This window comes from Aquabacterium sp. (genome assembly GCF_049274795.1).
In the GTDB taxonomy this organism is placed as follows: domain Bacteria; phylum Pseudomonadota; class Gammaproteobacteria; order Burkholderiales; family Burkholderiaceae_C; genus Aquabacterium.
On sequence record NZ_JBASTH010000046.1, the window covers coordinates 18,863 to 45,477 of the forward strand.

At 68.1% G+C, this 26,615-nt stretch carries 22 protein-coding genes and 1 pseudogene; 18 read left to right on the top strand and 5 right to left on the bottom strand.

From position 1 onward, the window contains the following. Positions 1-10: 10 nt before the first annotated feature. A complete protein-coding gene (locus WAQ08_RS07540) occupies positions 11-1,072 on the top strand; it encodes a PaaI family thioesterase (RefSeq protein WP_422190547.1) in 1,062 nt (353 codons plus the stop codon). Between the two features lie 18 nt (positions 1,073-1,090). On the opposite strand, the gene glpD is transcribed toward WAQ08_RS07540, so the two are convergent. After that, positions 1,091-2,704, bottom strand: a complete 1,614-nt coding sequence (gene glpD / locus WAQ08_RS07545) for a glycerol-3-phosphate dehydrogenase (protein WP_422190549.1) — start codon at positions 2,702-2,704, stop codon at positions 1,091-1,093. A gap of 106 nt (positions 2,705-2,810) precedes the next feature. On the opposite strand from glpD, the gene WAQ08_RS07550 reads away from it, so the two are divergent. The 6 genes from WAQ08_RS07550 to WAQ08_RS07575 all read left to right on the top strand — a co-directional run bounded on the left by WAQ08_RS07550 (position 2,811) and on the right by WAQ08_RS07575 (position 10,329). Beyond that, positions 2,811-3,611 (top strand): DeoR/GlpR family DNA-binding transcription regulator, encoded by an 801-nt coding sequence (locus tag WAQ08_RS07550; RefSeq protein WP_422190551.1) that lies wholly within the window; start codon positions 2,811-2,813, stop codon positions 3,609-3,611. A gap of 151 nt (positions 3,612-3,762) precedes the next feature. After that, positions 3,763-3,957, top strand: a complete 195-nt coding sequence (locus WAQ08_RS07555) for a hypothetical protein (protein WP_422190553.1) — start codon at positions 3,763-3,765, stop codon at positions 3,955-3,957. A 125-nt stretch (positions 3,958-4,082) separates the two neighbouring features. Beyond that, positions 4,083-5,531 carry a TolC family protein gene (locus WAQ08_RS07560; RefSeq protein ID WP_422190555.1) on the top strand — a complete coding sequence of 483 codons (1,449 nt, stop codon included), beginning with the start codon at positions 4,083-4,085 and terminating at the stop codon, positions 5,529-5,531. A gap of 31 nt (positions 5,532-5,562) precedes the next feature. Then, positions 5,563-6,837, top strand: a complete 1,275-nt coding sequence (locus tag WAQ08_RS07565; RefSeq protein ID WP_422190557.1) for an HlyD family secretion protein — start codon at positions 5,563-5,565, stop codon at positions 6,835-6,837. Positions 6,838-6,839: 2 nt separating this feature from the next. Then, a complete protein-coding gene (locus WAQ08_RS07570) occupies positions 6,840-9,053 on the top strand; it encodes a peptidase domain-containing ABC transporter (RefSeq protein WP_422190559.1) in 2,214 nt (737 codons plus the stop codon). Positions 9,054-9,147: 94 nt separating this feature from the next. Further along, a complete protein-coding gene (locus WAQ08_RS07575) occupies positions 9,148-10,329 on the top strand; it encodes a GGDEF domain-containing protein (RefSeq protein WP_422190561.1) in 1,182 nt (393 codons plus the stop codon). An 18-nt stretch (positions 10,330-10,347) separates the two neighbouring features. Here WAQ08_RS07575 and WAQ08_RS07580 read toward each other — a convergent pair whose 3' ends face one another. After that, positions 10,348-11,010: a DUF502 domain-containing protein gene (locus WAQ08_RS07580; protein ID WP_422190563.1), complete on the bottom strand. Its 663-nt coding sequence runs from the start codon at positions 11,008-11,010 to the stop codon at positions 10,348-10,350. A gap of 69 nt (positions 11,011-11,079) precedes the next feature. Here WAQ08_RS07580 and WAQ08_RS07585 point away from each other — a divergent pair, with 69 nt between their 5' ends. The 8 genes from WAQ08_RS07585 to WAQ08_RS07620 all read left to right on the top strand — a co-directional run bounded on the left by WAQ08_RS07585 (position 11,080) and on the right by WAQ08_RS07620 (position 20,815). Continuing rightward, positions 11,080-11,673 (top strand): hypothetical protein, encoded by a 594-nt coding sequence (locus WAQ08_RS07585; protein WP_422190565.1) that lies wholly within the window; start codon positions 11,080-11,082, stop codon positions 11,671-11,673. Positions 11,674-11,814: 141 nt separating this feature from the next. Then, the gene (leuS, locus tag WAQ08_RS07590) at positions 11,815-14,565 is read left to right on the top strand and encodes a leucine--tRNA ligase (protein WP_422190567.1); all 2,751 of its coding nucleotides are present in this window, start codon (positions 11,815-11,817) and stop codon (positions 14,563-14,565) included. Positions 14,566-14,575: 10 nt separating this feature from the next. After that, entirely contained in the window at positions 14,576-15,181 is a 606-nt protein-coding gene (gene lptE / locus WAQ08_RS07595) for an LPS assembly lipoprotein LptE (RefSeq protein WP_422190569.1), read from the top strand. A 66-nt stretch (positions 15,182-15,247) separates the two neighbouring features. Further along, the gene (gene holA, locus WAQ08_RS07600) at positions 15,248-16,342 is read left to right on the top strand and encodes a DNA polymerase III subunit delta (RefSeq protein ID WP_422190571.1); all 1,095 of its coding nucleotides are present in this window, start codon (positions 15,248-15,250) and stop codon (positions 16,340-16,342) included. A gap of 56 nt (positions 16,343-16,398) precedes the next feature. Continuing rightward, a complete protein-coding gene (locus tag WAQ08_RS07605) occupies positions 16,399-17,787 on the top strand; it encodes a hypothetical protein (RefSeq protein WP_422190573.1) in 1,389 nt (462 codons plus the stop codon). 116 nt (positions 17,788-17,903) lie between these two features. Continuing rightward, positions 17,904-18,092: a hypothetical protein gene (locus WAQ08_RS07610; protein ID WP_422190575.1), complete on the top strand. Its 189-nt coding sequence runs from the start codon at positions 17,904-17,906 to the stop codon at positions 18,090-18,092. Positions 18,093-18,127: 35 nt separating this feature from the next. Further along, positions 18,128-20,545 (top strand): putative bifunctional diguanylate cyclase/phosphodiesterase, encoded by a 2,418-nt coding sequence (locus WAQ08_RS07615; RefSeq protein WP_422190577.1) that lies wholly within the window; start codon positions 18,128-18,130, stop codon positions 20,543-20,545. Between the two features lie 18 nt (positions 20,546-20,563). Further along, positions 20,564-20,815, top strand: coding sequence for a BLUF domain-containing protein (locus WAQ08_RS07620; protein WP_422190635.1), 252 nt, complete (start codon positions 20,564-20,566; stop codon positions 20,813-20,815). Here the strand turns inward: WAQ08_RS07620 and WAQ08_RS07625 are convergent. Together WAQ08_RS07625 and WAQ08_RS07630 are read right to left on the bottom strand one after the other, a co-directional pair. Beyond that, positions 20,795-20,986 (bottom strand): annotated as a pseudogene (locus tag WAQ08_RS07625) (IS630 family transposase); the annotation flags it as partial. The gene WAQ08_RS07620 and the pseudogene WAQ08_RS07625 sit on opposite strands and share 21 nt — an antisense overlap. Beyond that, entirely contained in the window at positions 20,907-22,151 is a 1,245-nt protein-coding gene (locus WAQ08_RS07630) for a DUF3141 domain-containing protein (protein ID WP_422190579.1), read from the bottom strand. The pseudogene WAQ08_RS07625 and the gene WAQ08_RS07630, both read right to left, overlap by 80 nt. 98 nt (positions 22,152-22,249) lie before the next feature. On the opposite strand from WAQ08_RS07630, the gene WAQ08_RS07635 reads away from it, so the two are divergent. Then, positions 22,250-23,224 (top strand): phosphate acetyltransferase, encoded by a 975-nt coding sequence (locus WAQ08_RS07635; RefSeq protein WP_422190581.1) that lies wholly within the window; start codon positions 22,250-22,252, stop codon positions 23,222-23,224. Beyond that, a complete protein-coding gene (locus WAQ08_RS07640; protein WP_422190583.1) occupies positions 23,221-24,450 on the top strand; it encodes an acetate/propionate family kinase in 1,230 nt (409 codons plus the stop codon). The genes WAQ08_RS07635 and WAQ08_RS07640 overlap by 4 nt, the downstream gene beginning before the upstream one ends. A 33-nt stretch (positions 24,451-24,483) precedes the next feature. Here the strand turns inward: WAQ08_RS07640 and WAQ08_RS07645 are convergent, their stop codons facing one another. Continuing rightward, the gene (locus WAQ08_RS07645) at positions 24,484-25,113 is read right to left on the bottom strand and encodes a hypothetical protein (RefSeq protein ID WP_422190585.1); all 630 of its coding nucleotides are present in this window, start codon (positions 25,111-25,113) and stop codon (positions 24,484-24,486) included. Positions 25,114-25,252: 139 nt separating this feature from the next. On the opposite strand from WAQ08_RS07645, the gene WAQ08_RS07650 reads away from it, so the two are divergent. Beyond that, positions 25,253-26,605: an alkaline phosphatase family protein gene (locus WAQ08_RS07650; protein WP_422190587.1), complete on the top strand. Its 1,353-nt coding sequence runs from the start codon at positions 25,253-25,255 to the stop codon at positions 26,603-26,605. Positions 26,606-26,615: the final 10 nt, after the last annotated feature.

Sequence of the window (26,615 nt, forward strand, 5' to 3'; positions counted from 1 at the left end):
CGAGCCTGCCATGAGCCTGTTCAACGCCGACAACGTGCCCGCCTGGGCTAACGCCTTCCTGCAGGGCATCCCCTATGCGCGCGAATCCGGCATGACGGCCCGCGACGTGGGCGTGCAAAAGGGCCACGCCACCGTAGACATGCCCGCGCGCGACGCCTGGACGGGCGACTCGATCGCGCAGCAACTGCACCCCGGCTGCGCCACCGTGCTGGCCGACACCGCCTGCGGCCTGGCCGTGGGCGCCGCGCTGGACACGCTGGTGCCCTTTGCCACGCTCGATCTGCGCATGGACTACCTGCGCCCCGCGCGCGCCGGCATCGGCCTGAGCTGCCAGGCGCACTGCCACCGCGTGTCGCGCAACGTGGCCTTCGTGCGCGGCGAGATCTACCAGCCTGGCACGGATGAGCCCGTGGCCATGGTGAGCGCCACCTTCATGCTGGGCACGGCCAATCAGCGGCGCTCGGCACCGAAGGCTGCGGGCGATACGGCGGCAACATCGGCTGGCTCAGCCACCGCAGCATCCAGCGCCAGCAGCAAGGCCAGTTCGGCCACCCCGTCGGCAGCGGCATCCAGCCAGCCCTCGGCCAACGCCCTGGCCGCAGCCACCACAGCCGCCGCCATCTCCGATGCCTGCGCCGCCCCCGGCCTGGTGCGCACGCCCGCATCCCCAGCGGGCCGCTCGCCCTATGCCGATTTCCTGACGCTGGAGCGCTGCGCACCGCCGGAAGACCCGGCCGCCGCCGTGTTCCGCATGCCCTTCAAGCCCGAGCTGATCGGCAACCCCGTGCTGCCCGCGCTGCATGGCGGCGTGGTGGCCGGCTTCGCCGAGACGGCCGCACTGCTGCACGTGATCTACACCAGCGACCTGGCCCCGGAAGAAGCCCCGCGCGGCGTCGATTTCTCGCTGGATTACCTGCGCCCTGCCCGTCCGGTGGACACCTGGGCGCGCTGCACCACCGTGCGCCAGGGCGCACGCGTGGCGCTGGTGCACGTGCAGGTCTGGCAGGAAGATCCCAGCCGCCCCATCGTCACCGCGCGCAGCCACTGCCTGCTGCCGGCGCGCGAGGGCTGAGCCCCACGCGCACAAGCCTCAGCGGCCGCCCTGCGCGGCCATCCAGCGCGACACGGCCTCGCGCTGATCAGCGCTCAGATGCAGGCCCAGCTTGGTACGGCGCCACAGCACGTCGTCGCCGGTGAAGGCCCACTCCTGGCGCCGCAGGTAGAACAGCTCGGCCTCGTGCACATCGGGCGCGATCTCCGCGCCCAGGTCGGCACGCTGCTGCACGCCCTCCAGCAGGTGCAGCACCTGCGCCCCGTACTGGCGGCTCCAGCGGCGCACCAGGCCCAGGTCCATCCAGGGGTGGCGCTGGCGCAGGCGGCGCTGGAACTCGGCCATGTCGGTCACCGGGTCCACCTCGGCCTCGATCAAATCCAGCAGGCGCCCGCCGGGCAGCACGGCCTCGCGCGTCCAGGCGGCGCGGCGGTCGCGCAGCAGCTCGCCGATCATGTCGCCTGCCTGCTCGGCCAGCTTGCGGAAGGTGGTGAGCTTGCCGCCCCATACAGTGAGCCACGGCGCCGCGCCGGCGTGGCGCTGCAGGCGGTAATCGCGCGTCACGGCCGAGGCCTTGCCCGAGCGTTCGCCATCCATCAGCGGGCGCACCCCGGCGTAGGACCAGACCACGTCCAGCGGCCTGACGGGCTGTCGGAAGTAGCGGCTCACCGCATCGCACAGGTAGGCCACCTCGGCCCCGTCGATGGCGGCATGGCCCGGCTCGCCCAGGTGGTCCACATCTGTGGTGCCGATCAGGGTGAAGCGCTGCTCATAAGGGATCGCGAACACGATGCGCCGGTCGCGCCCCTGGAAGATATAGGCGTGGTCGTGCTCGAACAGGCGCGGCACCACGATGTGGCTGCCCTTGACCAGGCGCAGGTGCTGGGCCGGCGGCCGTGCACCAGGGGCCTCCCCGGCCACCATGGCCTGCACCTGGTCGGCCCAGGGGCCGGCCGCATTGACCACTAAGCGGGCACGCACCGCCACATGGTGCGTGAGCCGGCCGCTGTGCGGATCATGGTGCGCCAGCAGGGCTACCCAGCCCTGGGCCAGCGGGCGCAGCTGGTGGCAGCGGGTGTGGGTGAGGATGGTGGCGCCGCGGTCGCGGGCATCCTGCGCGCACAGCACCACCAGGCGGGCATCGTCCACCCAGCCATCCGAATAGACGAAGGCGTGGCGCCAGGCAGCCTGCAGGGGGCGCCCCAGCGCGTGCCCCTCCAGCGCGATCTGGCCGCTGCCGGGCAGGAAATCGCGCCGCGCCAGGTGGTCGTACAGCCACAGGCCGGCGCGGATCATCCAGGCCGGGCGCATGTCGGCGTCATGCGGCAGCACGAAGCGCAGCGGCGCCATGATGTGGGGCGCGCCACGCAGCAGGCCCTCGCGCTCCTGCAAGGCCTTGCGCACCAGGCCCAGCTGGCCGTGCTCCAGGTAGCGCAGGCCGCCATGGATCAGCTTGGTCGAAGCCGACGAGGTGTGCTGGGCCAGGTCATGCTGCTCGCACAGCACCACCGACCAGCCGCGCCCGGCCAGGTCCCGCGCGATGCCGGCCCCGTTGATGCCCCCGCCTACGACCAGCACGTCGCAGGACACGTCGGCGGAGGTGTCCTGCGGCCCCGGTTCAACGGGCGTGGCGGCTTGGTCGGATGAACTCATGTGAACATGGTATCGGCTGACAGGCACGCCCGTTTTGCTTTAGGCTTGAGGAAAAGGCTTGGCCGGGATGCCATGCCACCACAACAACATCGCTAGGAGACCACCGATGCCGTCGCCCCGCAGCGAGGCCTGGGCCCCCAACCCGCGCCAGCAGAACCTGCTCGATGAAGTACGCGCCCGTGGCGCCGTGTCCGTCGAACGGCTGGCCCAGCGGCTGGACGTGACCATGCAGACGGTGCGCCGCGACATCCAGCGCCTGACCGAAGCCGGCCTGCTCGACCGTTTCAACGGCGGTGTGAGCCTGCCGCCGCCGGCCAAACCTGGCGCCACGCCCGCCGTGGCCTGGCGCGAACGCCAGGCGCTCAAGGCCGACGCCAAGGCCCGCATCGCCCGCTCGGTGGCCGCCGCCGTGCCGGATGGTGCCCGTTTGATGCTGGGCATCGGCACCACGGTCGAGGCCGTGGCCCAGGCCCTGAGCACCAAGAAGGGCCTGCACGTGATCACCCACAGCCTGCACGTGGCCCAGGCCCTGGCCAACCACCCCGATTGCACGGTCGAGGTGCCCACGGGCCGCATGCGCTCCCGCGACAGCGCGCTGGAGGGCACCGACACCGTGGCCTGCCTCAAGGGCAAGAAGGCGGACATCGCCATCATCTCGTCGCTGGGCATCGACGCCGAGGGCCATTTGCTGGACCGCGACGGGCGCGAGCTGGACGTGGTCAACGCCATCCTGGAACAGGTCACCGAGCCCTGGCTGGTGGTCGATGCCAGCAAGTTCGGCCAGCCCCACCCCCTGCAGTGGGGCCACCTGCGCCAGATGAAGCGCGTGTTCACCGAGGCGCTGCCTCCTTCGCCCATGCCGGCGCTGATGCACAAGCTGTCGGTGAGCCTGACGATCGCTTCCTGAACCTGGCCTGAGACGGTTGCGCGGACAAGGCAAGCCCCTCGTCCATCGGATACGGCATTGACTCGAAATGGTGCAAAAATGCCCAATCCTGTTAAACAATGTTGCCGATTCCGTGATTTTGTGACGGCAACCCAATCCGGAGAGCCACCCCATGCGCCAACTGTCATCTTCTGAAATTTCCGCGGTCAGCGGCGGTACCTTCAACCTGACCAATCCCTGCGCCCCCATCCCTCTCGTGCTGGGCTTCTTCGGCGGCCTGTTCAAGCTGGTCTTGACAGGCAAGAAGTCCACCAGCGTCTGCACGACCTGCGGCGGCGGCAGCGGCCCCAACACCGGCCCGAACTGATCCGGCGGATCACTCCCCATGCGGCGGTGCCCACCGCCGCTCCCTCAAGGGCCGCGCAAGCGGCCTTTGTTTTGCGCTTTCCGACACCTGTGACCTGGTTCCGGCGCCCCGCCCTCTTACAGCCCTTGCCCGCCCCGCGCGCGGGACGCCCCTCCCTCGCCCTGTGCGTCGGGGGCGTGATGCTGGCCGTGGCGGTGCAGGCCAGCGCAGCCAGTGCTGAGAAAGCAGAAGGCATCGCGCAGACCACCGGCCCCTGGCGCTGGGCCACCACCTTGTCCGCTACACCCGCCACGCCCGCCTTGCGTGCCAACCCGCCCAGCGCCTGGCCTGATCTGCTCACCCTGGCCCAGCAGGCCGCCGGCAACCGCGCTGCCCAGGCCGGTGCCCAGGCCGCCCAGGCCCTGAGCGACCAGGCCCGCGCCACCGCCTGGATGCCCCGTGTGGATGCCACCGCCTCCACGCTGCGCACCCACCAGAGCGTCAACGACGTGAACGTGAGCACCCCCACCCGCACGGCCACGCTCACGGCCACCCTGCCCCTGTGGCGCGCCGCCGACCGCGCCAGCGCCCGCGCCCAGGCCCAGCAGGCCGAACAGGCCCAGTGGCAGGCCCGCCTGAGCCAGACCACGGTGGCCCAGGACCTGAGCCTGGCCTACCTCAACGCGGTCGAGGCTGCCGAGCAGCGCCGCCTCACCCAGGCACAGCAAAGCCTGCTGGAAGAACAGCTCGGCATCAACGAGCGGCGCCTGAACGCCGGCGCCGGCACCATCCTGGACGTGCTGGAAACGCGCACCCGCGTCGACCAGAGCCGTGCGCAGGTGCAAGACTTGAGCACCCGGCTGGCCTCCCAGCGCCTGGTGATCGAGCGGCTGACGGGCCAGCCCGCCCTGCCGCCCACCGGCCTGCGCCCGCTGGGCACCGCGCTGCCCGAGGTGGTGCCGCCCCTGGCCGACGCCCTGAACCAGGCCGCCAGCCGCAACCCCCAGCGCCAGGAAAGCGACGCCCAGGCCCGCGCCGCCGCCGACATCGCCCAGGCCCGCCAGGCCGAGCGCTGGCAACCCACGCTGGACGCCGTGGCCACCTTGCAGCACAACCGGCAGGTGCAGCAGTTCAACGGCCTGAGCGACGAGCAGAACGTGTCCTCGCGCACCGTGGGCCTGCAGCTGAACTGGCCGCTGTTCACCGGCGGCCAGCAGGGCGGGCGTGTGCGCGAAGCCGCCGCCCTGCTCACGCAGGCCCAGGCCCGCCAGGATGAGGCCCAGGCCCAGGTGGACGCCAGCCTGCGCGACGCCTACCAGACCCTGGCCCAGGCCCATGCGGTGATCGCCGTGCAGCAGGAGGTCGAACGCAGCGCCAGCGCCACCTTCGAGGCCGTGCGCAAGGCTTTCGTGGCGGGCATGCGCACCAACCTCGACCTGCTCAACGCCCAGCAGCAGATCTACACCGCGCGCCAGAGCCTGGTCACCGCGCGCATCAACGGCCTGGCCGCCCAGGTCAACATCCTGGCGCTGCTCGATCAGCTGGACGCGGCCCACGTGGCCCCCTTCGTCCCGCTGATGGACGACACACCTTGAGCGCCGGGCGCCCTTTGAACACCTTCACCCCATGAGCACTGACGATCCTCAATCGCTGTTCCGCCAGGAGGTGCTGGCCGCACGCTCGGACACGGCCTCGGGCGCCTCGGTCGACATCCGCCCCGTGGGCGCCGGCCGCCTGACGGCCTTCTCCGTGCTGCTGGCCGTGCTGGTGCTGGGCGTGCTGCTGTTCGGCTCGTACACCAAGAAGGAGCGCGTGCAGGGCGTGGTGCAGGCGCGCGAAGGCGTAGCCATGGTCGTGCCGCCCGAGGCCGGCACCATCAAGCGCGTGCTGGTCGCCGAGGGCGACTCCGTCAAGGCGGGCGACGTGATCGCCGAGATCGGCAGCGAGCGCTACACCGATGCTGGCAGCACCCAGGCCCTGCTTGAGCAGAACCTGCAGAGCCAGCGCGAGCAGGTCACCGCGCAGACCGAGGCCCAGGCCCAGGCACACACTGCGTCCCTCGCCTCGCTGGACCAGCGCATCGCCCAGGCCCGCCGCGACCTGATCACCGGCAGCGAAGAGATCCGCCTGCAGGAGCAGCAGATCGCCTCCTCCACCAAGCTGCTGGAACAGCTCAAACCCCTGCTGGCCGACCGCATCATCTCCGAGCTGCAGTACGAGCAGCAGCGCCAGACCCTGCTGGACCAGACCGGCCGCCTGCAGACGCTCAAGCGCCAGCGCAGCGCCACCGAGGCCGAACTGGCCCAGGCACAGGATGAGCGCAAGCGCATCGGCGCCCAGCACCGCCTGGACCGCGCCACGCTGGACCGTGACCTGCTCAACCTGCAGCAGGAGGCCGTGCAGCGCCGCGGCGCCCGCATCACCCTGCTCAAGGCCCCGGTGGACGGCATCGTCTCGGGCCTGATGGCCACCCCCGGCCAGAGCGTGACCGCCGGCAGCATGCTGGCCTCGGTGGTGCCGGCCAGCGCCAAGCTGGAAGCCGTGCTCTACGTGCCCAGCACCGCCATGGGTTTCATCAAGACCGGCCAGGGCGTGCGCATCAGCTATGACGCCTTTCCGTACCAGCGCTTCGGCCAGTACCGCGGCACCGTGCGCGCCATCTCGCAGACCGACGTGACCAGCGCCGTGCAGGGCAACAGCGCCAGCACGCAGCAAGGCGGGCAGGACCGCCGCGCCGTGTTCATGGTGCGCGTGGCCCTGGATCAGCCCAGCGTGCGCGCCTACGACACCGACATCGCGCTGCGCCCCGGCCACACGCTCACGGCCGACATCGAGATCGACCGCCGGCGCCTGATCCGCTGGATGCTCGATCCCCTCTTCGCCTTCTCTGGAAAGCTCTGAGCATGGCCGTGACACCCAACCTGCTGTCCCTGTGGCCCCGCAAGCGCGCCCCGCTGATCCTGCAGTCCGAAGCGGCCGAATGCGGCCTGGCCTGCCTGGCCATGATCGCCAGCGCCCATGGGCACGAGACGGATCTGCTGACCTTGCGCCGCCGCTTCGAACTGTCATCGCGCGGCGCCACGCTGGCGCGCCTGATGGAGATCGCCGAGCAGCTGGGCTTCGCCAACCGCGCCGTGCGGCTGGAGCTTGAAGAACTTCCGCAGCTGCAACTGCCCTGCATCCTGCACTGGGATCTGAACCACTTCGTCGTGCTTGTGAAGGCCAATGCCCAGCGCATCACCATCCACGATCCGGCCCTGGGCGAGCGCACGCTGACGATGAAGGAAGTCAGCCCCCACTTCACCGGTGTGGCGCTGGAGCTGAGCCCCAGCGCCGCCTTCCAGAAGAAGGAAGACAAGACCCCGTTCGACCTGCGCGTGCTCTTCACCGGCCAGCGCGGCCTGTGGCGCGCCTTCGGGCAGATGGCGCTGCTGTCCATCGTGCTGGAGATCTTCGCGATCCTGATGCCGATGCTCAGCCAGTGGATCATCGACGACGTGGTCGTGACGCGCGACGCGCCGCTGCTGGCCGTGCTGGCCCTGGCCACGTTTTTGCTGGCCGCCATGTCGCTGGGCACCAAGCTGCTGCGCACGTGGGTGGTGCTGGGCGCCAGCCTGTCGTGGCGGGTGTCATCGAGCGCCAACGTGTTCCGCTACATGCTCAAGCTGCCGCTATCCTACTTCGACAAGCGCCACACGGGCGATGTGCTCTCGCGCTTCGGCTCGGTGCACGAGATCCAGGACACCATCACCAACCACCTGATTGAGGCCATCCTCGACGGCGTGGTCAGCCTGGTCACGCTGGGCCTGATGTTCATGTACAGCCCCATGCTGGCCTGGGTGGTGCTGGCCGTGGCCGTGATCCAGGCCGTGGTGCGCTTCGCCGTGTTCAAGCCTTACCGCCAGGCGGCGGAAGAAACCATCGTGCGCGAAGCCACGGCGCAGACCTTCCTGCTCGAAACCCTGCGCGGCGTGGCCGCCATCAAATTCTTCGCGCGGCCCAACTGGCGCGTGGGCGGCTGGATGAACCAGCAGGTGGCCCTGGTCAACGCCACCGTCAAGCAGCAGCGCGTGAGCATGTTCTACCAGGGTGTCAACGGCCTGGTGGGCGCGGTGGAGCAGGCCCTGGTGCTGTTCCTAGCCGCCAGCATGATCCTGGAAGGGCAGTTCTCCATCGGCATGATGGTGGCCTTCATCGCCTACAAGGGCCAGTTCCTGCAGCGCACCGGCGAGCTGCTTGAGCGTGTGATCAGCCTGCGCCTGCTCAAGCTGCAGGGCGAGCGGCTGGCCGACATCGTGCTCAGCGAGACGGAGGCCAGCTCATCGGCCCAGGCCGCCGCAGGCCTCAAGGGCAATGGCCCCATGACGCTGGAGCTGCGCAACATCACCTTCCGTTATGCCCGGGGCGAAGAGCCCGTGCTCGACGATGTGAGCCTGACCCTGCGCACCGGCCAGGCCGTGGCCGTGGTGGGCCCCTCGGGCTGCGGCAAATCCACCTTGCTGAAGGTGCTGTCCGGCCAGGTGCAGCCTGAATCGGGCGAGGTGCTGCTCAATGGCGTGCCCATGGCCCGCCTGGGCGCCGAGGCCTTCCGCTCGGTGCTGGGCACCGTCTTCCAGGATGATCAGCTGTTTTCGTGCTCCATTTACGACAACATCGCGATGAACGACACGGAGGCCACCCCTGAGAAGGTGATGGAGGCCGCGCGCCTGGCCTGCGTTCACGACGACATCGCCCGCATGCCCATGGCCTACCAGACGCTGGTGGGCAGCATGGGCGCCACCTTGTCAGGCGGGCAAAAGCAGCGCGTGCTGCTGGCCCGTGCGTTGTACAAGAAGCCGCGCTTTTTGCTGCTCGATGAATACACCAGCCACCTGGATTTCGACACTGAACACCATGTGCAGCAATCGATCAACGCGCTGGGCTGCGGCCGCTTCATCATCACCCACCGCCAGCACAGCCTGAGCCCGGGCGACGAGGTCTACATGCTGTGGGGCGGCAAGCTGATGAAGCCGACGGAATTCGAGCAGCAACTGGCGGCGTCCACCGCCACGGCCCCAGGTGCGTTGAAGGGAGAAGACCCTCCCTCACCTCAGGCCTTGCAAGCGCCACCCGCCTGAACGAGACTTTTGACTGATCCCTGCAGATTTCACGCACCTGAAACCGGGAAACCCCGGTAACCTGCCGTCGCGCAAGTTGTAGAGCATCCCCACCATGGATCCGTCCCGGCCCCCGATCAACTCCCCCGCCCTTGTGGCCCAGCCCGACCCGGCGCCCGATGCGCCCGCACGGTCGCGCACGCCATGGCAGGCCTTTGGGGATGTGGTCCTGAGCACCGATCCCATGCAGCGGCTGCGCATCAGCCGCTCGCTGACCTCGATGCTGGTCTTCGCCGTGTGCATCGGCGCCACCGAATACGCCCAGTCACGCGATCTGATCGAAACCGGCCCTGCGCGCTGGCTGCAGACCACGCTGCTGGTGTGGATCGGCCTTGTCTACGCTGTGTTGCGCTCCGGCTGGAACCGCCAGTTCGACGACCCGGCCATGAGCCTGCCCCAGATCCTGGGCGCGCAGACCTGGGTGGCCGCCGCCTACCTGATCTGCCATCCGTTCCGGGGCGCCCTGATGATGCTGCTGGCCCTGGTGCTGGTGTTCGGCATCTTCAACCTCAGCGGGCGCGAGCGGCGGCTGAGCAACCTCTACACCCTGGTGCTGATGGGCGGCGCCATGTTGCTCACGGTGGTGTGGCACCCGGGCAGCGCCCCGCTGGAGATGGTGCACTTCGTGCTGATGGCCACCATCCTGCCCGTGGTCACGGTGCTGGGTGCGCAACTGGCCACCACGCGGGCACACCTCAAATCCAAGAAGGACGCGCTGGAAGTGGCACTGCAGCGCATCCAGGCCATGGCCATCCGCGACGAGCTCACGGGCCTGTTCAACCGCCGCCACATGATGGAAGTGCTGGAGCAGCAAACCCGGCGCCAGGAGCGCACCGGCAAGCCCTTCACCCTGTGCCTGATCGACCTGGACCACTTCAAGCGCATCAACGACACCTACGGCCATGGCGCCGGCGACGAGGTGCTGCGCCACTTCGCCGAGATCGCGCTCTACACCCTGCGCGACACCGACGTGCTGGCCCGCTGGGGCGGCGAGGAGTTCCTGCTGATGCTGCCCGACACCCCGGCCGACGCCGGCTCGCTGAGCATCGAGCGCATCCGCAAATCGCTGATGCACGCCCCGCTGGTGCCCGAACTGGCCGAGCTGCACGTGACCTTCTCGGCAGGGCTGATGGAGTTCAACCCCGGCGACGAGATGCGCACCGCCATTGAGCACGCCGACCGCGCGCTCTACCAGGCCAAGAGCGACGGGCGCGACTGCACCCGCGTCTACGCCTGAGCCTGCCGGTTCAGAAACTCAGAGCATCGGGGGCGGACGACGCAGGTGCTGCGCCGAGGTCACGCCCATCGACACGTAGATGCTGGTGACCGCGTCCATGCCGATGTCCGCCGGCGTCACCCACTCCTTGGGCACGTAGAGCAGCCCCCCACCCACTGGCACCGGAGCCGTGGGCACCAGCACACCGAAATAGAGCTGCCCGCCCATGTCGATGGGTTCGGGCGTGGACAGCAGGCCCAGCACCTTCACGCCATGGCCGCCACCGAACGTGCACCAGACCGCGCTCATGGACTTGAGGCCGTCGTCCTCGCGCTGGCTGAGCAGGTCCACGAACTTGCGGACCACGTCGTACACATTGCGCACCAGCGGGATCCGGCTGACCAAGGCGTTGACGGCGGCCGCCAGCCCCCGCTGCAGTTCGGTCTGCACCAGCACGCCCAGGGCGAACACCGCCGCCATGAACAGCAGGATGCCCAGCAGGTAGCCCAGCATCTCCGAGCCGCCCAGGCCCAGCCCTAGCCCGACAAAGAGCTGGCCCACGAAGCTGTACGGCCCCAGCCAGGAGTACAGCAGCCGCACCAGCCACACGAACACCCCCACCGTGGCCAGCAGGGGCAGGGCGGCCAGCAGGCCGGTCAGGAAGGTGCGGGCCAACTGCCGCAGGGGACGGTTCAGGATCATGGACCCATTATCCGGGGTATGGGGATAGAACCCATGTGGCAGGTGGGAACCCTTGCCTACACTGCCTCCATGCGTCACCTTGCACACCTCACCTCCGTCCTGGCCATTGCATTGGCTGCCTGCGCACAAACGCCCTCGGCCACGCCCGACCGGGCTGCCGCCTACACCGGCCATTTCGAGTCGGGGTGCCAGCAACTGGGTGAAGCCTTCTACACGCGTGATGTGGCCGACCTGATCCCTGCCGGGGGCGGCAAGGTCAATGCCCGCTACGCCAAGGCCATCCACGATGCCGACGGCTGCGGGCCCGCCAGCCTGGTCGTGGTCTTTCACCTGCCCACGGTGCAATGGACCTTCGATGGCACCACCCAGTACCAGGGCCGCACGGTCGACCGCATCCAGACCCAGCCCACTGGCAACGGTCAGCTCACGGCCAGCAGCGCCCGCCCCGGCTGGCTGAGTGAAACGCCCACCCAGTTCATGCTGCACCACAACGGTGGCGCCAAGGGCCTGCCGGTGGACAAAGCCGTCGAGCAGTTGCCCAGCAAGGAACTGCGCTACCTGGATGGCGACCGCCTGTACACCAGCGCACTGGACAGCGATCCAAACACCTATCCCAGCGCCCTGTCCCCCGACGACTACCTGGAACGCAAGCCCGCCCCCTGAGCAGCGGTATGCGGGCGATGGGGCCGGGCTTTCTATAATCGGCGTCTTTCCTCGGAAATCTCCCCCGACTCCCCGAAATGTCCCACAGGCGCGCCCTGCCACATGGCAGCCGCGCCTGATCTTGTCTTTGTGGTGACCCCCATGAGCTCCGCGACCGAAAACACCTCCCAGACCTACGACCCGCGCGCCGTCGAAAGCCGCGCCCAGGCGCACTGGCAGGCCCATGACGCCTACCGCGTCACCGAAGACAAGAGCAAGAAGCCCTTCTACGCCTGCTCCATGCTGCCCTACCCCAGCGGCAAGCTGCACATGGGCCACGTGCGCAACTACACGATCAACGACATGCTCACGCGCCACCTGCGCATGAACGGTCACAACGTGCTGATGCCCATGGGCTGGGACGCCTTCGGCCTGCCCGCCGAAAACGCCGCGCTCAAGAACAAGGTGCCGCCCGCCGCCTGGACCTACGACAACATCGCCTACATGAAGAAGCAGATGCAGGCGATGGGGCTGGCGATCGACTGGTCGCGCGAGGTCGCCACCTGCCAGCCCAGCTACTACAAGTGGAACCAGTGGCTGTTTTTGAAGATGCTGGAAGCCGGCATCGCCGAGCGCCGCACCCAGACCGTGAACTGGGACCCGGTCGACCAGACCGTGCTGGCCAACGAGCAGGTGATCGACGGGCGCGGCTGGCGCTCGGGCGCGCTGGTTGAAAAGCGTGAGATCCCCGGCTACTACCTGAACATCGTCAAGTACGCCGACGAGCTGCTGAGCGCGGTGGCCAACCCCGACGACAAGAACTACCTCAGCGGCTGGCCCGAGCGCGTGCGCCTGATGCAGGAGAACTGGATCGGCAAGTCGCAGGGCGTGCGCTTCGCCTTCCCGCACGACATCAAGGATGCGTCTGGCGCGGCCATCAACAACGGCCAACTGTGGGTGTTCACCACACGCGCCGACACCATCATGGGCGTGACCTTCTGCGCCGTGGCCCCTGAGCACCCGCTGGCCACGCACGCCGCAGCCATCAAGCCCGAGCTGCAAACCTTCATCGACGAATGCAAGCAGGGCGGCACCACCGAGGCCGAACTGGCCACGCAAGAGAAGAAGGGCGTGCCCACGGGCCTGTTCGTCACGCACCCGCTGACGGGCACGCAGGTCGAGGTGTGGATCGGCAACTATGTGCTGATGTCCTACGGCGACGGCGCCGTGATGGGCGTGCCTGCCCATGATGAGCGTGATTTCGGCTTCGCCAAGAAGTACGGCATCGCCATCAAGCAGGTGGTGGCCGTAGAAGGCGAAGCCTTCGACACCGCCGCCTGGAAGGAAGGCTACGGCGACAAGCAAAAGGGCGTGTGCATCAACAGCGGCGTGCTCGATGGCCTGGGGCATAAAGACGCCGTGAACAAGGTGGCCGAGCTGCTCGCCGCCAAGGGCATCGGCGAGAAGAAAACCACCTGGCGCCTGCGCGACTGGGGCATCAGCCGCCAGCGCTACTGGGGCACGCCCATCCCCATCATCCACTGCGGTGATTGCGGCCCTGTGCCGGTCCCTGAGAAGGACCTGCCCGTCGTGCTGCCCGAGGATGTCGTGCCCGATGGCAGCGGCAACCCGCTCAAGACGCGCCTGGACTTCCTGAACGTGGGCTGCCCCCAGTGCGGCAAACCCGCCCAGCGCGAAACCGACACGATGGACACCTTCGTGGATTCGAGCTGGTACTTCCTGCGCTACACCTGCGCCGACAGCGCGCAGGCCATGGTGGATGAGCGCACCGACTACTGGATGGGCGGCGCCAACGCCCCCGGCGACCGCGGCATGGACCAGTACATCGGCGGCATCGAGCACGCCATCCTGCACCTGCTGTATGCACGCTTCTGGACCAAGGTGATGCGCGACCTGGGCCTGACCAAGGTCGATGAGCCCTTCAAGAAGCTGCTCACCCAGGGCATGGTGCTCAACCACATCTACAGCCGCCGCACCGCCAAGGGTGGCAAGGAATACTTCTGGCCGCACGATGTCCAGCACGTGCAGGACGAGGCCGGCAAGGTCACCGGCGCGCGTCTGATCAACGAGGTCGACAGCGCCGACGGCAAGCTCAGCGTGGGCACCGCCATCGACTACGAGGGCGTGGGCACCATGTCCAAGTCCAAGAACAACGGCATCGACCCGCAGCAACTGATCGAGAAGTACGGCGCCGACACCGCGCGCCTGTACACCATGTTCACGGCCCCGCCCGAGCTCACGCTGGAGTGGAACGACGCCGCCGTGGAAGGCAGCTTCCGCTTCCTGCGCCGCGTGTGGAACTTCGGCATCAAGCTGCAGGGCCTGGCCGATGCGGGCACCGTGGCCGCCACACAGGGCGCCAGTTCCCTGGCCGATGTGGCCTTTGGCAAGGACGCCAAGGCCCTGCGCCTGGAGGTCCACACCGTGCTCAAGCAGGTGGACTACGACTACCAGCGCATGCAGTACAACACCGTGGTCTCCGGCGCGATGAAGATGCTCAACGCGCTCGAAGGCTTCAAGGCCACCGACACGGCCGACGGCCAGATCGCGCTGATGGAAGGCTTCAGCATCCTGCTGCGTGCACTCTACCCCGCCACGCCCCACCTCACGCACACGCTGTGGCGCGATCTGGGCTACGCCGGCACACTGGGCGATCTGCTTGATGCCCAATGGCCGCAGGTCGATGCCTCGGCCCTGGTGCAGGACGAGATCGAACTGATGCTGCAGGTCAACGGCAAGCTGCGCGGCTCGGTCAAGGTCAGCCCCACGGCTGACAAGGCCACCATCGAGGCCGCGGCCCTGGCGCACGAAGAGTTCATCCGCTTCAGCGAAGGCAAGGCGCCCAAGAAGATCGTGGTCGTGCCGGGCCGCCTGGTCAACGTGGTGGTGTAAGGTGCCAGGCATGAACCGCCGCGCCCTGCTTTCTTCCAGCGCCGTGCTGGTCGCATCCGCCGCCTTGGCGGCCTGCGGCTTCCAGTTGCGCCAGCCGCCCAAGATGGCCTTCAAAACCGTCTCGCTGTCGGGCTTTGCGGGCAACTCGCCCATGGCCACCGAGTTGGCGCGCGCCCTGGAAGACAGCGGCGTCTCCGTCATCGACGCGGCCCTGCCCGCTGCCGCCGCGGCCTCGGCCGCCTCTGGCGCCGCCCAGGGCTGGCTCGGCTCGCACATCACGCTGCAGGCGCTCAACGACAAGAGCACCGAAGTCGCCGTGTCCACCACCGCCTACAGCCAGGTGCGTGACCTCAGCATCCGCACCTTCTTCAAGTTCCAGGTTCTGCGCGGCGATGGCAGCGTGCTGATCCCGCCCACCGAGTTGAACCTGGCGCGCGACATCGCCTACAACGAGAAGGACGCGCTGGCCAAGCAGCAGGAAGCCGCCAGCCTGCACCGCGCCATGCAGACCGACATCGTCGCGCAGATCCTGCGCCGCCTGTCCACGATCCGGGCTGGGCAGTTGTCCGCTCCTGTGGCCGCACCTGTGTCCGCCCCAGTGAGCGCGCGGCCCTGAGGCACGGCCAGCGCGCCCCTCAGCACAGCACACCGCCCTTCGCACGCCGCACGGAACCGCACCGCCATGCAACTGCGCCACGACCAACTGGCCGAGCACTTGCGCAAGGCAGGCAGCGCCGGCCTCAAGCCGGTCTACACCCTGCATGGCGACGAGGCCCTGCTGGCCCAGGAAGCAGCCGACACCATCCGTGCCGCCGCCCGCCAGGCCGGCTTCACCGAACGCCAGGTCTTCACCGTGGCCGGCGCCCACTACGACTGGGGTGGCCTGCTCGCGGCGGGCAGCGCCATGTCGCTGTTCGGTGACCGCCAACTGATCGAGATCCGCATCCCCTCGGGCAAACCCGGCAAGGACGGCTCGCAGATCCTGCAGAGCTACTGCGAACAGGCCGCCGGCAACGACGGCCTGCTCACCATCGTCACCCTGCCCCGCCTGGACAAGACCCAGCAGAGCAGCGCCTGGTTCACCGCGCTCGACGGCGCCGGAGTCAACGTGCGCTGCGACCCGGTCGAGCGCCAAGCCCTGCCGCTGTGGATCGCGCAACGCCTGTCCGCCCAGGGCCAGCAGGTCGAGCCCGGCGAGGCCGGCCAGCGCACCCTGGCCTTCTTCGCCGACCGTGTCGAAGGCAACCTGCTGGCCGCGCACCAGGAGGTGCTCAAGCTCGGCCTGCTCTACCCGCCCGGCACGCTCACCTTCGACCAGATCGATGCGGCTGTGGTCGATGTCGCGCGCTTCAACGTCTTCAAGCTCAGCGAGGCCGTGCTGGGTGGGCACACCGCCCGTGCGCTGCGCATGATCGAAGGCCTGCAGGCCGAAGGCGAAGCCGCCGTGCTGGTGCACTGGTCGCTCAGTGACGACATCCTGGGCCTGCACCGCGCCCGCCAGGGCCTGGACGCCGGCAAGCCCCTGCCCATGGTGCTGCGCGAGCAGCGCGTGTGGGGCCCGCGCGAGCGTCTGTTCGAGCGTGTGCTGCCGCAACTGAGAGGCGCCACCACGACGCGCCTGGTGCACGCCGCCAGCATCGTCGATGGCATCGTCAAGGGCCTGCGCCACCCGCAATGGCCCGATGACCCGTGGCAGGCCCTCAGCCGCCTGGCCCTGATGCTGTGCCGTGCGGCCACGCCCGCCCCCGCACGCGAGGGGAGGCGCGGGGAAACCTGAGCCCGGCGCCGCCAGACGGCCCCCTATAGTCAGGCTGCATTCACCCTTCGCAGCCCATGCCGTCTCGCCGCCCCCTGCCCCCGTCCAGCGCCCCGGTTGTCACGCTCAACCGCTCCGAGTGGCTGTACGCGGCCTGCGAGGGCCCGATGGGGCAGCTCAACCAGCCCTACATCCTGCGCTTCGACGACCCGGTCACGGAGGGCGAAGTGCGCGCAGCCTGCCGCCGCATGATGTCGCTGTTCCCACGGCTGCGTGGCGTGCTCGAACCCACCCCGCGGCGCTTCCAGCTGCGCATCCTCGACGAGGACGATCAGTTCGAGACCCTGTTCGACCTGGCCTTCCGCACCGAGCACATCGAGCTGGACGACCCCGCCGCGCAGCGCCGCTGGCACGAGCGCGCCCTGAACGATCCCGTCGCGCTGCAGCGCGGCCTGGGCGTGCGCATGCAGTTCGTGGCGCACCCCACGCGCCCGGCCATGATCTGGAGCGCCCACCACCTGCTGATCGATGGCCGATCCATCGTGATATGCCTGGAGGCCCTGGTCAAGCTGCTCAACGGCCTGCCCGTCGATGCCCTGCCGCTGGACAGCCCCAGCATGCTGCCCGCCGTGCTGCCCGCCCGCTGGTGGCAGATCCCCGGCCGGCTGCTGGCCGCCCACCGCGCCCAGAAAGCGGAGCAGCGCGAACGCGCCCGCTACGAGATCGTGCGACTGCCCATCAAGCGCTCGGCCCGCTACCTGAGCACCGGCGTGCAGCACCATGAGTTCGGCTGCCTCTCCAAAAATTTGTCCGCGGCCGCCAAGGCCCGCGGCGGCTCGGGCAACTCCATGCTGATGGCCACCATGGGCACGGCCATGCTGGAACTGGCCGGCAACCGCCCGGGTACCGCCGCGCTCATTCGCGTGTCGGTCGACCTGCGCCGCTACTTCCCCGAAGGCACGGCGCCCACCATGGGCAACTACGTGGCCACGCTGGACATCCTCCTGCCGCAGGAGGTGCCCGATGCCGAACGCGTGCGCTGGATCGATGCCCGCATGCGCACCGGCATGGAGCGCTTCACCCAGCGCACCATGATCCTGCCGCTGTTGCCCTACGAATGGCTGGGCGGCATCCGCACGCACGACTACAGCCGCCTGATCATGCGCGCCAAGCGCCTGGACAGCCTGCCCCATCTGAGTTGCCACACCACCAACATCGGCTCGGCCGATGCCTTCAATCCGCCGGGCGCGCGGGTGCGCCTGTCCGAAATTTACCCCACGGTGTCCGGTGTCGCCCCCCTGATGGTGTTCGTCAGCGTGAACGGTCGACAGGTGATGGTGTGCAGCCACCAGCGCGACGAGGTCGAAGACCGCGACATGCAAGCCTTGATCGAACGCGCCCAGTCGGTGCTCAACCGCTGGCTGCTGCCCCAGCCTGCAGTGCAGCCCAGCCCGCAACCCGCGTGACCAGTGTCACGAAATGCCCGACTAGCGCCATGCTGTTCGGGTCATCGCACCCTTGAGCCCTGCGGCACTCTTGCCGATAAGACGAAGGATCCTTGTTTTCCACGGAGACTTCGTCCATGACCCCCTCGCTGGAGTCCCCCAGCTCCCTGCATGCAGACGCCGACACTGGCCAGGAAATTACGGTTTCCTCGCCAAAGAAGGGCATCCTGATGCACACTGATACCCAACACTCCACGACCGGCTGGCTGCAGGATGCTTGGCGGCTGTGGGCGCGCCCGACCGAGCACTCCGACACCCCTCGCTGAACTGGCCCCTGCCCACTGTCCACCGCTGACCTGTCATGCTGCCGACCGTGATGAACCCCAAAAAGCTGCAGGCCCGCATCGTCGCGGTCTACCTGGGCTTGCTGGTGATCATCCAGGCGGCCAGCTACTGGTTCATCCAGGACAGCGTGGACCGCAACGCCCGCGCTTCCATCCGCACCGAGTTGGACACCGGCGAGCGCGTCTTCCTGCGGTTGCTGCAGCAAAACACCTACAACCTCGAGCAGGCCACCCGCGTGCTCTCGGCCGATTACGGTTTCCGGTCAGCCGTGGGCAGCGACGACGCCGAGACCCTGCAGTCGGCGCTTGAGAACCACGGCAACCGCATCAACGCCGGCGTGGCCGTGTTCACCGATGCGCAGTTCCAACTCAAGGCCAGCACCGTGCCCACCGCCGGGCACTTCGTGGCCGCCGTGCAGCGCTACGCCCGCCAGAGCATGACCGGCGGCGCCCAGCCCAACCAGGTCGAGGTGGTCGATGGCCAGCCCTACCAAATCGTGGCCGTGCCGGTGCGTGCGCCCACCATCATCGGCTGGGTGGGCATGGGCTTCCCGATCGGCGAGGCCCTGCTCAAGGACATGAAGGCCCTGTCGGGCCTGGACGTGGTGCTGATGCTGCGCACCCCGCAGGGTGACTGGCACGTCAACCAGGGCACCCTGGCCAAGGCCCAGTGGCAACCCGTGGCCGCCGCCTGGCAAAGCCCCATCTCCGCCAACAGCGACGGCACCGACCTGGCCCTGCTGGTGCAGGGCGACGAATACGCCGGCCATCAGGTCGTGCTGCCCGGCACCCCGGGCCAACCCCCTGTCACGGCCTTGCTGCTGCGCTCGGTCGACCAGGCTTTGGCGCCCTACGGGCAGCTCAAGCTGACCCTGCTGCTGCTGTCGGCCCTGGGCATCGCTGCCTTCGGCGTGGGCGGCTACTTCACCGCCCGCCGCATCACCACGCCGCTGCGCGTGCTGGCCGGCTCCGCCCGGCGCCTGGAGCGTGGCGACTACGGCGCCGAAGTGCGCGTTCACTCACAAGACGAGATCGGCGACCTGGCCCAGTCCTTCGAGACCATGCGCCTGGCCATCCAGGCCCGCGAGAGCGAGATCCGCCGCCTGGCCTACCAGGACGCACTGACCGACCTGCCCAACCGCGAGCAGTTCCGCCATGACCTGCGCCAGGCCATCCTGCGCACCAAGGAAGACGGCAGCCCCTGCACCATCATGCTGCTGGACATGGACCGCTTCAAGCACGTCAACGACGTGCTGGGCCACCGCTTCGGCGACCGCCTGCTGCGCGCCGTGGCCGAGCGCCTGCGCGGCGAGGCCCTGAGCCCGAACGACGTGCTGGCGCGCCTGGGCGGCGACGAATTCGCCATCCTGCTGCCCCGCACCGATGCGCAATCCGCCAAGGCCGTGGCCGAGCGCGTGCAGCAGGCCTTCGAACGCCCCATCACCCTGGACGACCACACCGTGGACCTGGGCGCCGGCATCGGCATCGCCAGTTGCCCGGACCACGGCGAAGAAGCCGACCCGCTGCTCAGCCGCGCCGAAGTGGCCATGTACGCCGCCAAGCAGCACCAGGCCGGCACCGTGGCCTACCACCCCGGCCTGGACTCCAGCAGCCAGGAATCGCTCACCCTGATGAGCGAACTGCGCTACGCGGTGGACCACGACCAGTTGCGCCTTTTCCTGCAGCCCAAGATCAACCTGCGCACCGGCACCGTCATCGGCGCCGAGGCCCTGGTGCGCTGGGAGCATCCCGAACGCGGCCTGGTGCCGCCAATGCGCTTCATCCCCTTTGCCGAGCAGACCGGCTTCATCCGTGTGCTGACCACCTGGATGATCGAGCAATCGGCCATCATGAGCGCCCAGCTGTCGGCCGAAGGCCAGGCCATGAAGCTGTCGGTCAACCTGTCCACGCGCGACCTGATGGACCAGGACCTGCCCGTCAAGCTCGAACGCCTGCTGGGCCAGTACACGGTCAACCCCAACAACCTGATCCTGGAGATCACCGAAAGCGCCATCATGGACGACCCGCAGCGCGCCCTGCAGACGCTGGGCCGCCTGCACGCCATGGGCCTGAAGCTTTCCATCGACGACTTCGGCACGGGTTATTCGTCGCTGGCGTACCTCAAGCGCCTGCCGGTGGACGAGCTCAAGATCGACAAGTCCTTCGTGATGAACATGGAGAGCGATCTGCAGGACGCCAAGATCGTGCGCTCCACCGTGGACCTGGCCCACAACCTGGGCCTGAGCGTGGTAGCCGAAGGCGTGGAAAACGCCAAATCCTGGAAGCTGCTGGCGGGCCTGACCTGCGACGAAGCCCAGGGCTACTTCATTGCCCGCCCGATGCCGGCGGCGCAATTCCCGCACTGGGCGCGCAGTTGGGTGCCGCCCGACACCACGCACGAGTGGCTGAGCACCGAGTTCGCGGCGATGATCTGATCCGCGACGCCGCACGACCTGCAGCGGCTGCATGCCCTGAGCGAGCGCAGCAACCGCCAGCTCGACATCACCGGCGCCCTGGGCTTCACAGGCCGCTACTTCATCCAGTGCATCGAGGGCCGGAGCGATCCCGAACGCGCGCAATGGCTGATTGATCGCATGACGCAGGCCCTTCAGCCCGGACAGCCCCCCGCGAACGCCCCCCAAGGGGCGAACCAAAAACGATGCATGCTGGGCGATCACCAGGCGTCCTGTCCCGCTGATACGTGAGCAAAGTCGGTGCAGCTTTGCCAAGATTGAGTGAGCGGCAGCAGTCCACCTGAACGGTTGGCACTCGGTGTTGTATGCGGCGACAAAGTGATCAATGCGCTGCACAAGTTGTTTGACGCTGGTGAAGGATCCGCGCCGGATGGTCTTGTCGGTTATCAGGGCAAAAAATCTGGTCATGCTCCTTGCGGGCGGTGGCGCTGCCCACAAAGATGCCCAGGTGGCCGATGGTGTGGTGCAGCATGTAGACGATGGTGCGGCCGGCGGCCACCAGTGCCTCTTGGCTGCCCCACACGTCGATGATCCAGTCCAGCGCCTGCTGCGGCGGGGTGATGTTGTCGCCCCAGGACGCGAAGATCACGATGGGCGAGGTGATGTCGCGCAGGTTCAGGGCCTTACCTTCCACCACCACCTCACCGCGGGCCAGCTTGTTGCCGATGAACAGGTTCTCGACGATGGACTGGATCTCCTCGCCCGTCATGCGGAAGTAGCCGCCCCACCAGCGCTCGAACTCCAGGAAGCGATCGCTTTCGGTATCGACGTTGGCGTAGAGGTTGTAGTACTTGCCCCAGAAGGTGTTGCCCAGGTTCAGGTTCTCGAAGTTCTGCACTAGGTAGGCGCCATCGAAGCGGTCGCCGGCCAGGTCGGAGGCGAAGGCCACCATCCATGCACCGCCCAGCACGCCGCCGCTGTAGCGCATGGGGTTCTGCTTGGCGCTGCCGGCCCAGTACGACAGCGGGGCACCGTTGAGCACGATGGGGCTCATGATGTCGCTGCGCACCGAGGCCAGTGCGGCCACGGCCCAGCCGGCCTGGCAGTTGCCGATCACGGCGGGCTTGCAGCCGCAGTGCGGGTGGCGGCGCTGCACCTCTTCGATGAAGGCGGCTTCGGCCTGGGCCACGCTGATCAGCGTCTGCCCATCGATGGGCTCTGGTGCGAAGGTGATGAAGTACACGGGGTGGCCCGCACGCAGCGCGACGCCCACTTCCGAATCCGGCTTGAAGCCGCCGATGCCGGGGCCATGTCCCGCTCGGGGATCGACGATGACGATGGGGCGCTTCCTGTCATCGATCTGCACACCGGGTGGCGGCACGATGCGCAGCAGCGCGTAGTTGCAGGGCGATGGCAAGGTGCTGCCATCGATCAACAGCTCGTGCTCGAAATGCAGCAGCGGTGGTTTGCCGTCGAGCAGATGCTGCATGAAGATGTTGCCGCGCTGGCGCAGCACGTCCAGCGTCAGGATGCAGCGCTGGTAGGCATCGATCAGGTAGGCGCTCGTCTCTTCGGCGAGATGGCTGGCGGCCCGGGTGCCGGCGATGGCGTCGATCTGCTGTGGCATGAAGGCTCCATGCTTGATTTGCTGCTATGCAGCATGCATGATCTGAGTGAACCGACTTGCTGTATCCCTAGGCTTTACTTGGGGATTGTCCGAAAACCATGGAGAACACATTGCCCCAGCAGCCTGCAGCGACCTCAGTCCAACACCCGCACTACGATGCCCTCATCGCGAAGGCACAGACCCTGCCACCCTTGCGGGTGGCCGTGGTGCATCCCTGCAATGATGTGTCGCTGGGCGCGGCGCTGGAGTCCGCTGAGCTGGGGCTGATCACGCCGGTGCTGATCGGCCCGCGCGCCAAGATCGAAGCGGCTGCCGCGCAACTGGGTGTGAGCCTGTCGAGCACCTTGATCATCGATGCGCCGCATAGCCACGCCGCGGCCGATGCCGCCGTGGGCATGGTGCTCAAGGGCGAGGTCGATGCCCTGATGAAGGGCAGCCTGCACACGGATGAGCTGATGGGCGCGGTGGTGCGCCGTGAGAACGGTCTGCGCACGTCCCGCCGCATCAGCCATTGCTTCGTGATGGACGTGCCGGGCCATGAGCAGCCGCTGGTCATCTCGGACGCGGCGATCAACATCGCGCCCACGCTGGAAGAGAAGGTCGACATCGTGCAGAACGCCATCGACCTGGCGCATGCGCTGCATCTGCCGGCCGTGCGCGTGGCCATCCTGTCGTCGATGGAGACGGTCAATGCCAAAGTGCCTTCCACGCTGGATGCGGCCGCGCTGTGCAAGATGGCGGACCGCGGGCAGATCACCGGCGGGCAGCTCGACGGCCCGCTGGCCATGGACAACGCCATCGACCCCGAGGCGGCGCGCATCAAGGGCATCGTGTCGCCCGTGGCGGGGCAGGCCAATGTGCTGATCGTGCCTGATCTGGATGCGGGCAACATGCTGGCCAAGAGTCTGAGCTTTCTGGCCGGGGCCTATGCCGCGGGCATCGTGCTGGGTGCCAAGGTGCCGGTGATCCTGACCAGCCGCGCCGATTCCAAGGCTGCGCGCCTGGCCTCGTGTGCGGTGGCGTCGATGCTGGCCCAGGCGGGCCGCGACAAGCTGATCAAGGCGGTCGGATGAGCAGCGCCGCTTCTTTGCAGAAGGGGCTGCTCCTGGTGTTGAACGCGGGCTCGTCGAGCATCAAGTTCTCGGTGTTCAACGTGCAGGCCGGGAAGCCACCTGCCGAATGCTTCCACGGCAAGATCGAAGGCCTGGGCGGCGCGGCGTACTTCATCGCCAAGGCGGCTGATGGCGCCGTGGTGGGCGAGCACCGCTGGGCCGAGGGAAACTCGGTGGATCACCAGCAGGCATTGGTCCAGTTGAGTGAATGGCTGTCACCCAGACTGGAGGGGCGCCCCTTGCTGGCCTGCGGGCACCGTGTCGTGCATGGCGGCCGTGACTATGCGGCCCCGGTGCTGATCGATGACAAGGTGCTGGCTGATCTGGAGGCCCTGTGCCCGCTGGCGCCGCTGCATCAGCCGCACAATCTGTCGCCGATTCGGGCGATCCGCGAGCACCTGCCGGATCTGCCGCAGGTGGCCTGCTTCGACACGGCCTTCCACCATGACCAGGCCGAGGTGGTGGCGCAGTTCGCGCTGCCTCAGTCAGTCACGCAGGCGGGTGTGCGGCGCTACGGCTTTCATGGCCTGTCGTACGAGTACATCGCCTCGGTGTTGCCCAGGCTGCACCCGCGTCTTGCCACGGGCCGCGTGGTGGTGGCCCACCTGGGCAACGGGGCCAGCCTGTGCGCCATGCAGGGCGGGCGCAGCGTGGCCTCCACGATGGGGTTTTCCGCGCTGGATGGCCTGGCCATGGGCACGCGTTGCGGCACGCTGGATGCCGGGGTGGTCTTCCACCTGTTGCGCGAGTTGAAGCTCACGCCTGAGCAGGCCGAGCACATGCTCTATCACGACAGCGGCCTGCTGGGCATGTCCGGGGTGTCCAATGACATGCGGGCGTTGCGCGCCCGGGCTGATGAGCCGCAGGTGCGCCTGGCGCTGGATATCTACGTGCACCGCATCGTGCGCGAGATCGGCTCCATGGCCGCGGCCCTGGGCGGGCTGGATGCGCTTGTCTTCACGGCGGGCATCGGCGAGAACGGCGCGGCCACGCGCGCCGAGGTGCTGGAAGGATGCCGCTGGCTGGGCTTCAAGCCCGATGCGGCGCGCAATGCTCAGAACGGGCCCTGCATCACCGAGGGCGATCCGGCCCTGGTGCCTTCGGCCTGGGTGGTGCCCACCGATGAGGAGGGCATGCTGGCGCGCCATGTGCTGGAGGTGCTGGCGGCCAGGGGCGCATCGAACTGACGCGCGCAGGGGCCCTGCAAGGCCCACAGGGCCTCATGAAGCGTCATCAAGCTTCAAGCGGGCCGGCGCTTTCGGCGGCGAGGATGATGTCCGGTCGATCAGGCCCAGCACACGGCACTCCTGCACCAGGGCACGCGCATCGGCCAGATCGATGGGCTCCAGCGTGAAGCCCCGCTGCTTGGGGCCACTGCCGCGAACCGCCCGCCAGGCCCGCAACTGCCCAGACCCCAGTTGTGCAGACACCGACGCCGAGGCGGCGGGCTCGATCTGCAACTGGTGCACGCCGGGCAGCACATCAACCGCCACGACCGTGCAGGGAATGGTGTCGACCAGCGTCTGCCCATCGAGTTGCAGCATGGCGTGGCCATGGGCATCCGCCCAGTGGTTGCGCACGATGAGCGCCCGGCCGCGTCCCGCCGGCGGTGGGGCCATGCGGTACACGGCCTGGATTTGCGCTGGGGTGCTCGTGGGGGCACTGGTACAGGTGCGGATGGGGCCGTGGCGGTAGCACGACTCGGCTTGAGCACCGCGCGTGCCGGCTGGTGTGCCGCAGGCTGTCAGCAAGCCGGTGGCCAGCACCAGGCAGGCCATCGTCGCAGGATGTGGTGCGAAAGTGATGGGGCCTGGCCTGGAGGGCGTTGCCGGCTGGCGTTGAATGCTCATTGGTTCGTCTCCCACGGGCGCTGGTACGGCCGCCTCGATCCTCCCATCTTGCGTTCTTTCTCGGTAAGGAAGGTTTGTAAATGTTGCTGAACCAAACTGCAGTGTGAAATGTCGCAGGGGCCTGCTACGCTGCCTCGCCATGAACACGCCTCGACGCCCCAGCCCACCTGATGACGCCACGCTTGTGAAGAAGGCTTCTCGTCGCAGCATGCTCCGCCGGTGGATAGCCTTGCTGCTGGGCGCAGGCCCCTTGTCGTCGATGGCGGGGCGTCTGAAACGGCATGCACCCGCGGCAACGCCCGGGGTGCCCATCTGGCGCCCGGACCACACGGTTATCGTGATCCTGGAGAACCTGTCGGCCTTCGAGGCCACACAGGCGCAACTCCAGCGCGGTGATGCACCGGTGTATTCCGACATCGCCCATTGGCGCTTTCTGCGTGAACTGATGAAAGGCGGCGCACGCTTCACCGATGCGCATTTCGGGCGCACGCCTTACGGCTCGAACCTGCCGACGCGGCCCAGCCAGCCCAACTACCTGATGCTGTTCTCGGGCCACCACCAGGGTGTGCTGCCGGCGTGGTTCGAAGATGTACGTTCGCCCTTCAGCGGCGTGGCCTTGTTCGACAGGGAAGGGCAACGTCTGGCCACGCCACGGCAGACACGTGTTGGCGTGGCCAATGCCAATGTGCCTGACGACTGGCTGCCGCTGACATCGCCCAACATCGGCAGCGCGCTGCTGCAGTCCGGGCGCAGCTTTGCCAGCTTCAGCGAATCGCTGCCATACCCCAGTTGGAACTGCGGCACTGACGACCGGGTGGCGGCCTGTGGCGATGCGCATGCCGCCACGGATTTCTACCGCCGCAAGCACAACCCCGCCGTGAACTGGACAGACCAGCGCGCGCCCACCAGCGATCGCGGGCGCCAGGGTGACCTGGCCCGGCACGTGCTGCCGGTGGCTGTGAACCTGGGCTTCGAGCCCACGCAGGACCCGGTGCTCAAGCGTGCCTTCCGTGGCTTTGCCAAGGATTCCAAGGGCCGCCCATTGGCTTTCGATCAACTGCCCCATGTGTCCATCGCCGTGCCCAATGAACAGCACGATGCGCACAGCAACACGGCGCAGATGGCCGATGACTGGCTGCGGGCGAACATCGGGCCCTATGCAGCCTGGGCCCGGGCCAACAACAGCCTGCTCATCATCACCTTCGATGAGGATGGCAGCACCGACGCCCGCCATGGCGACCCCTACCGCCAGGGGGTTCACCGCATCCCGACTCTGTTCTATGGCGCCGGCGTGAAGCAGGGGGATGTGGCTCGGCGCGTGGATCACCTCAATGTGCTGGCCACGGTGCTGTGGCTCAACGGGGCCCTGTCGCGCTTCAGGGATGATTTCCGGCGCTTTCATGGCGTGGTGGAGGGCTCCGGCTCGGAGGCCGAGCAGGCCTGGCTGAACCTGGTGCCGATCACCGAGGCGTTTCAGGTGCCTGTGCGCTGACGAGTCCGCC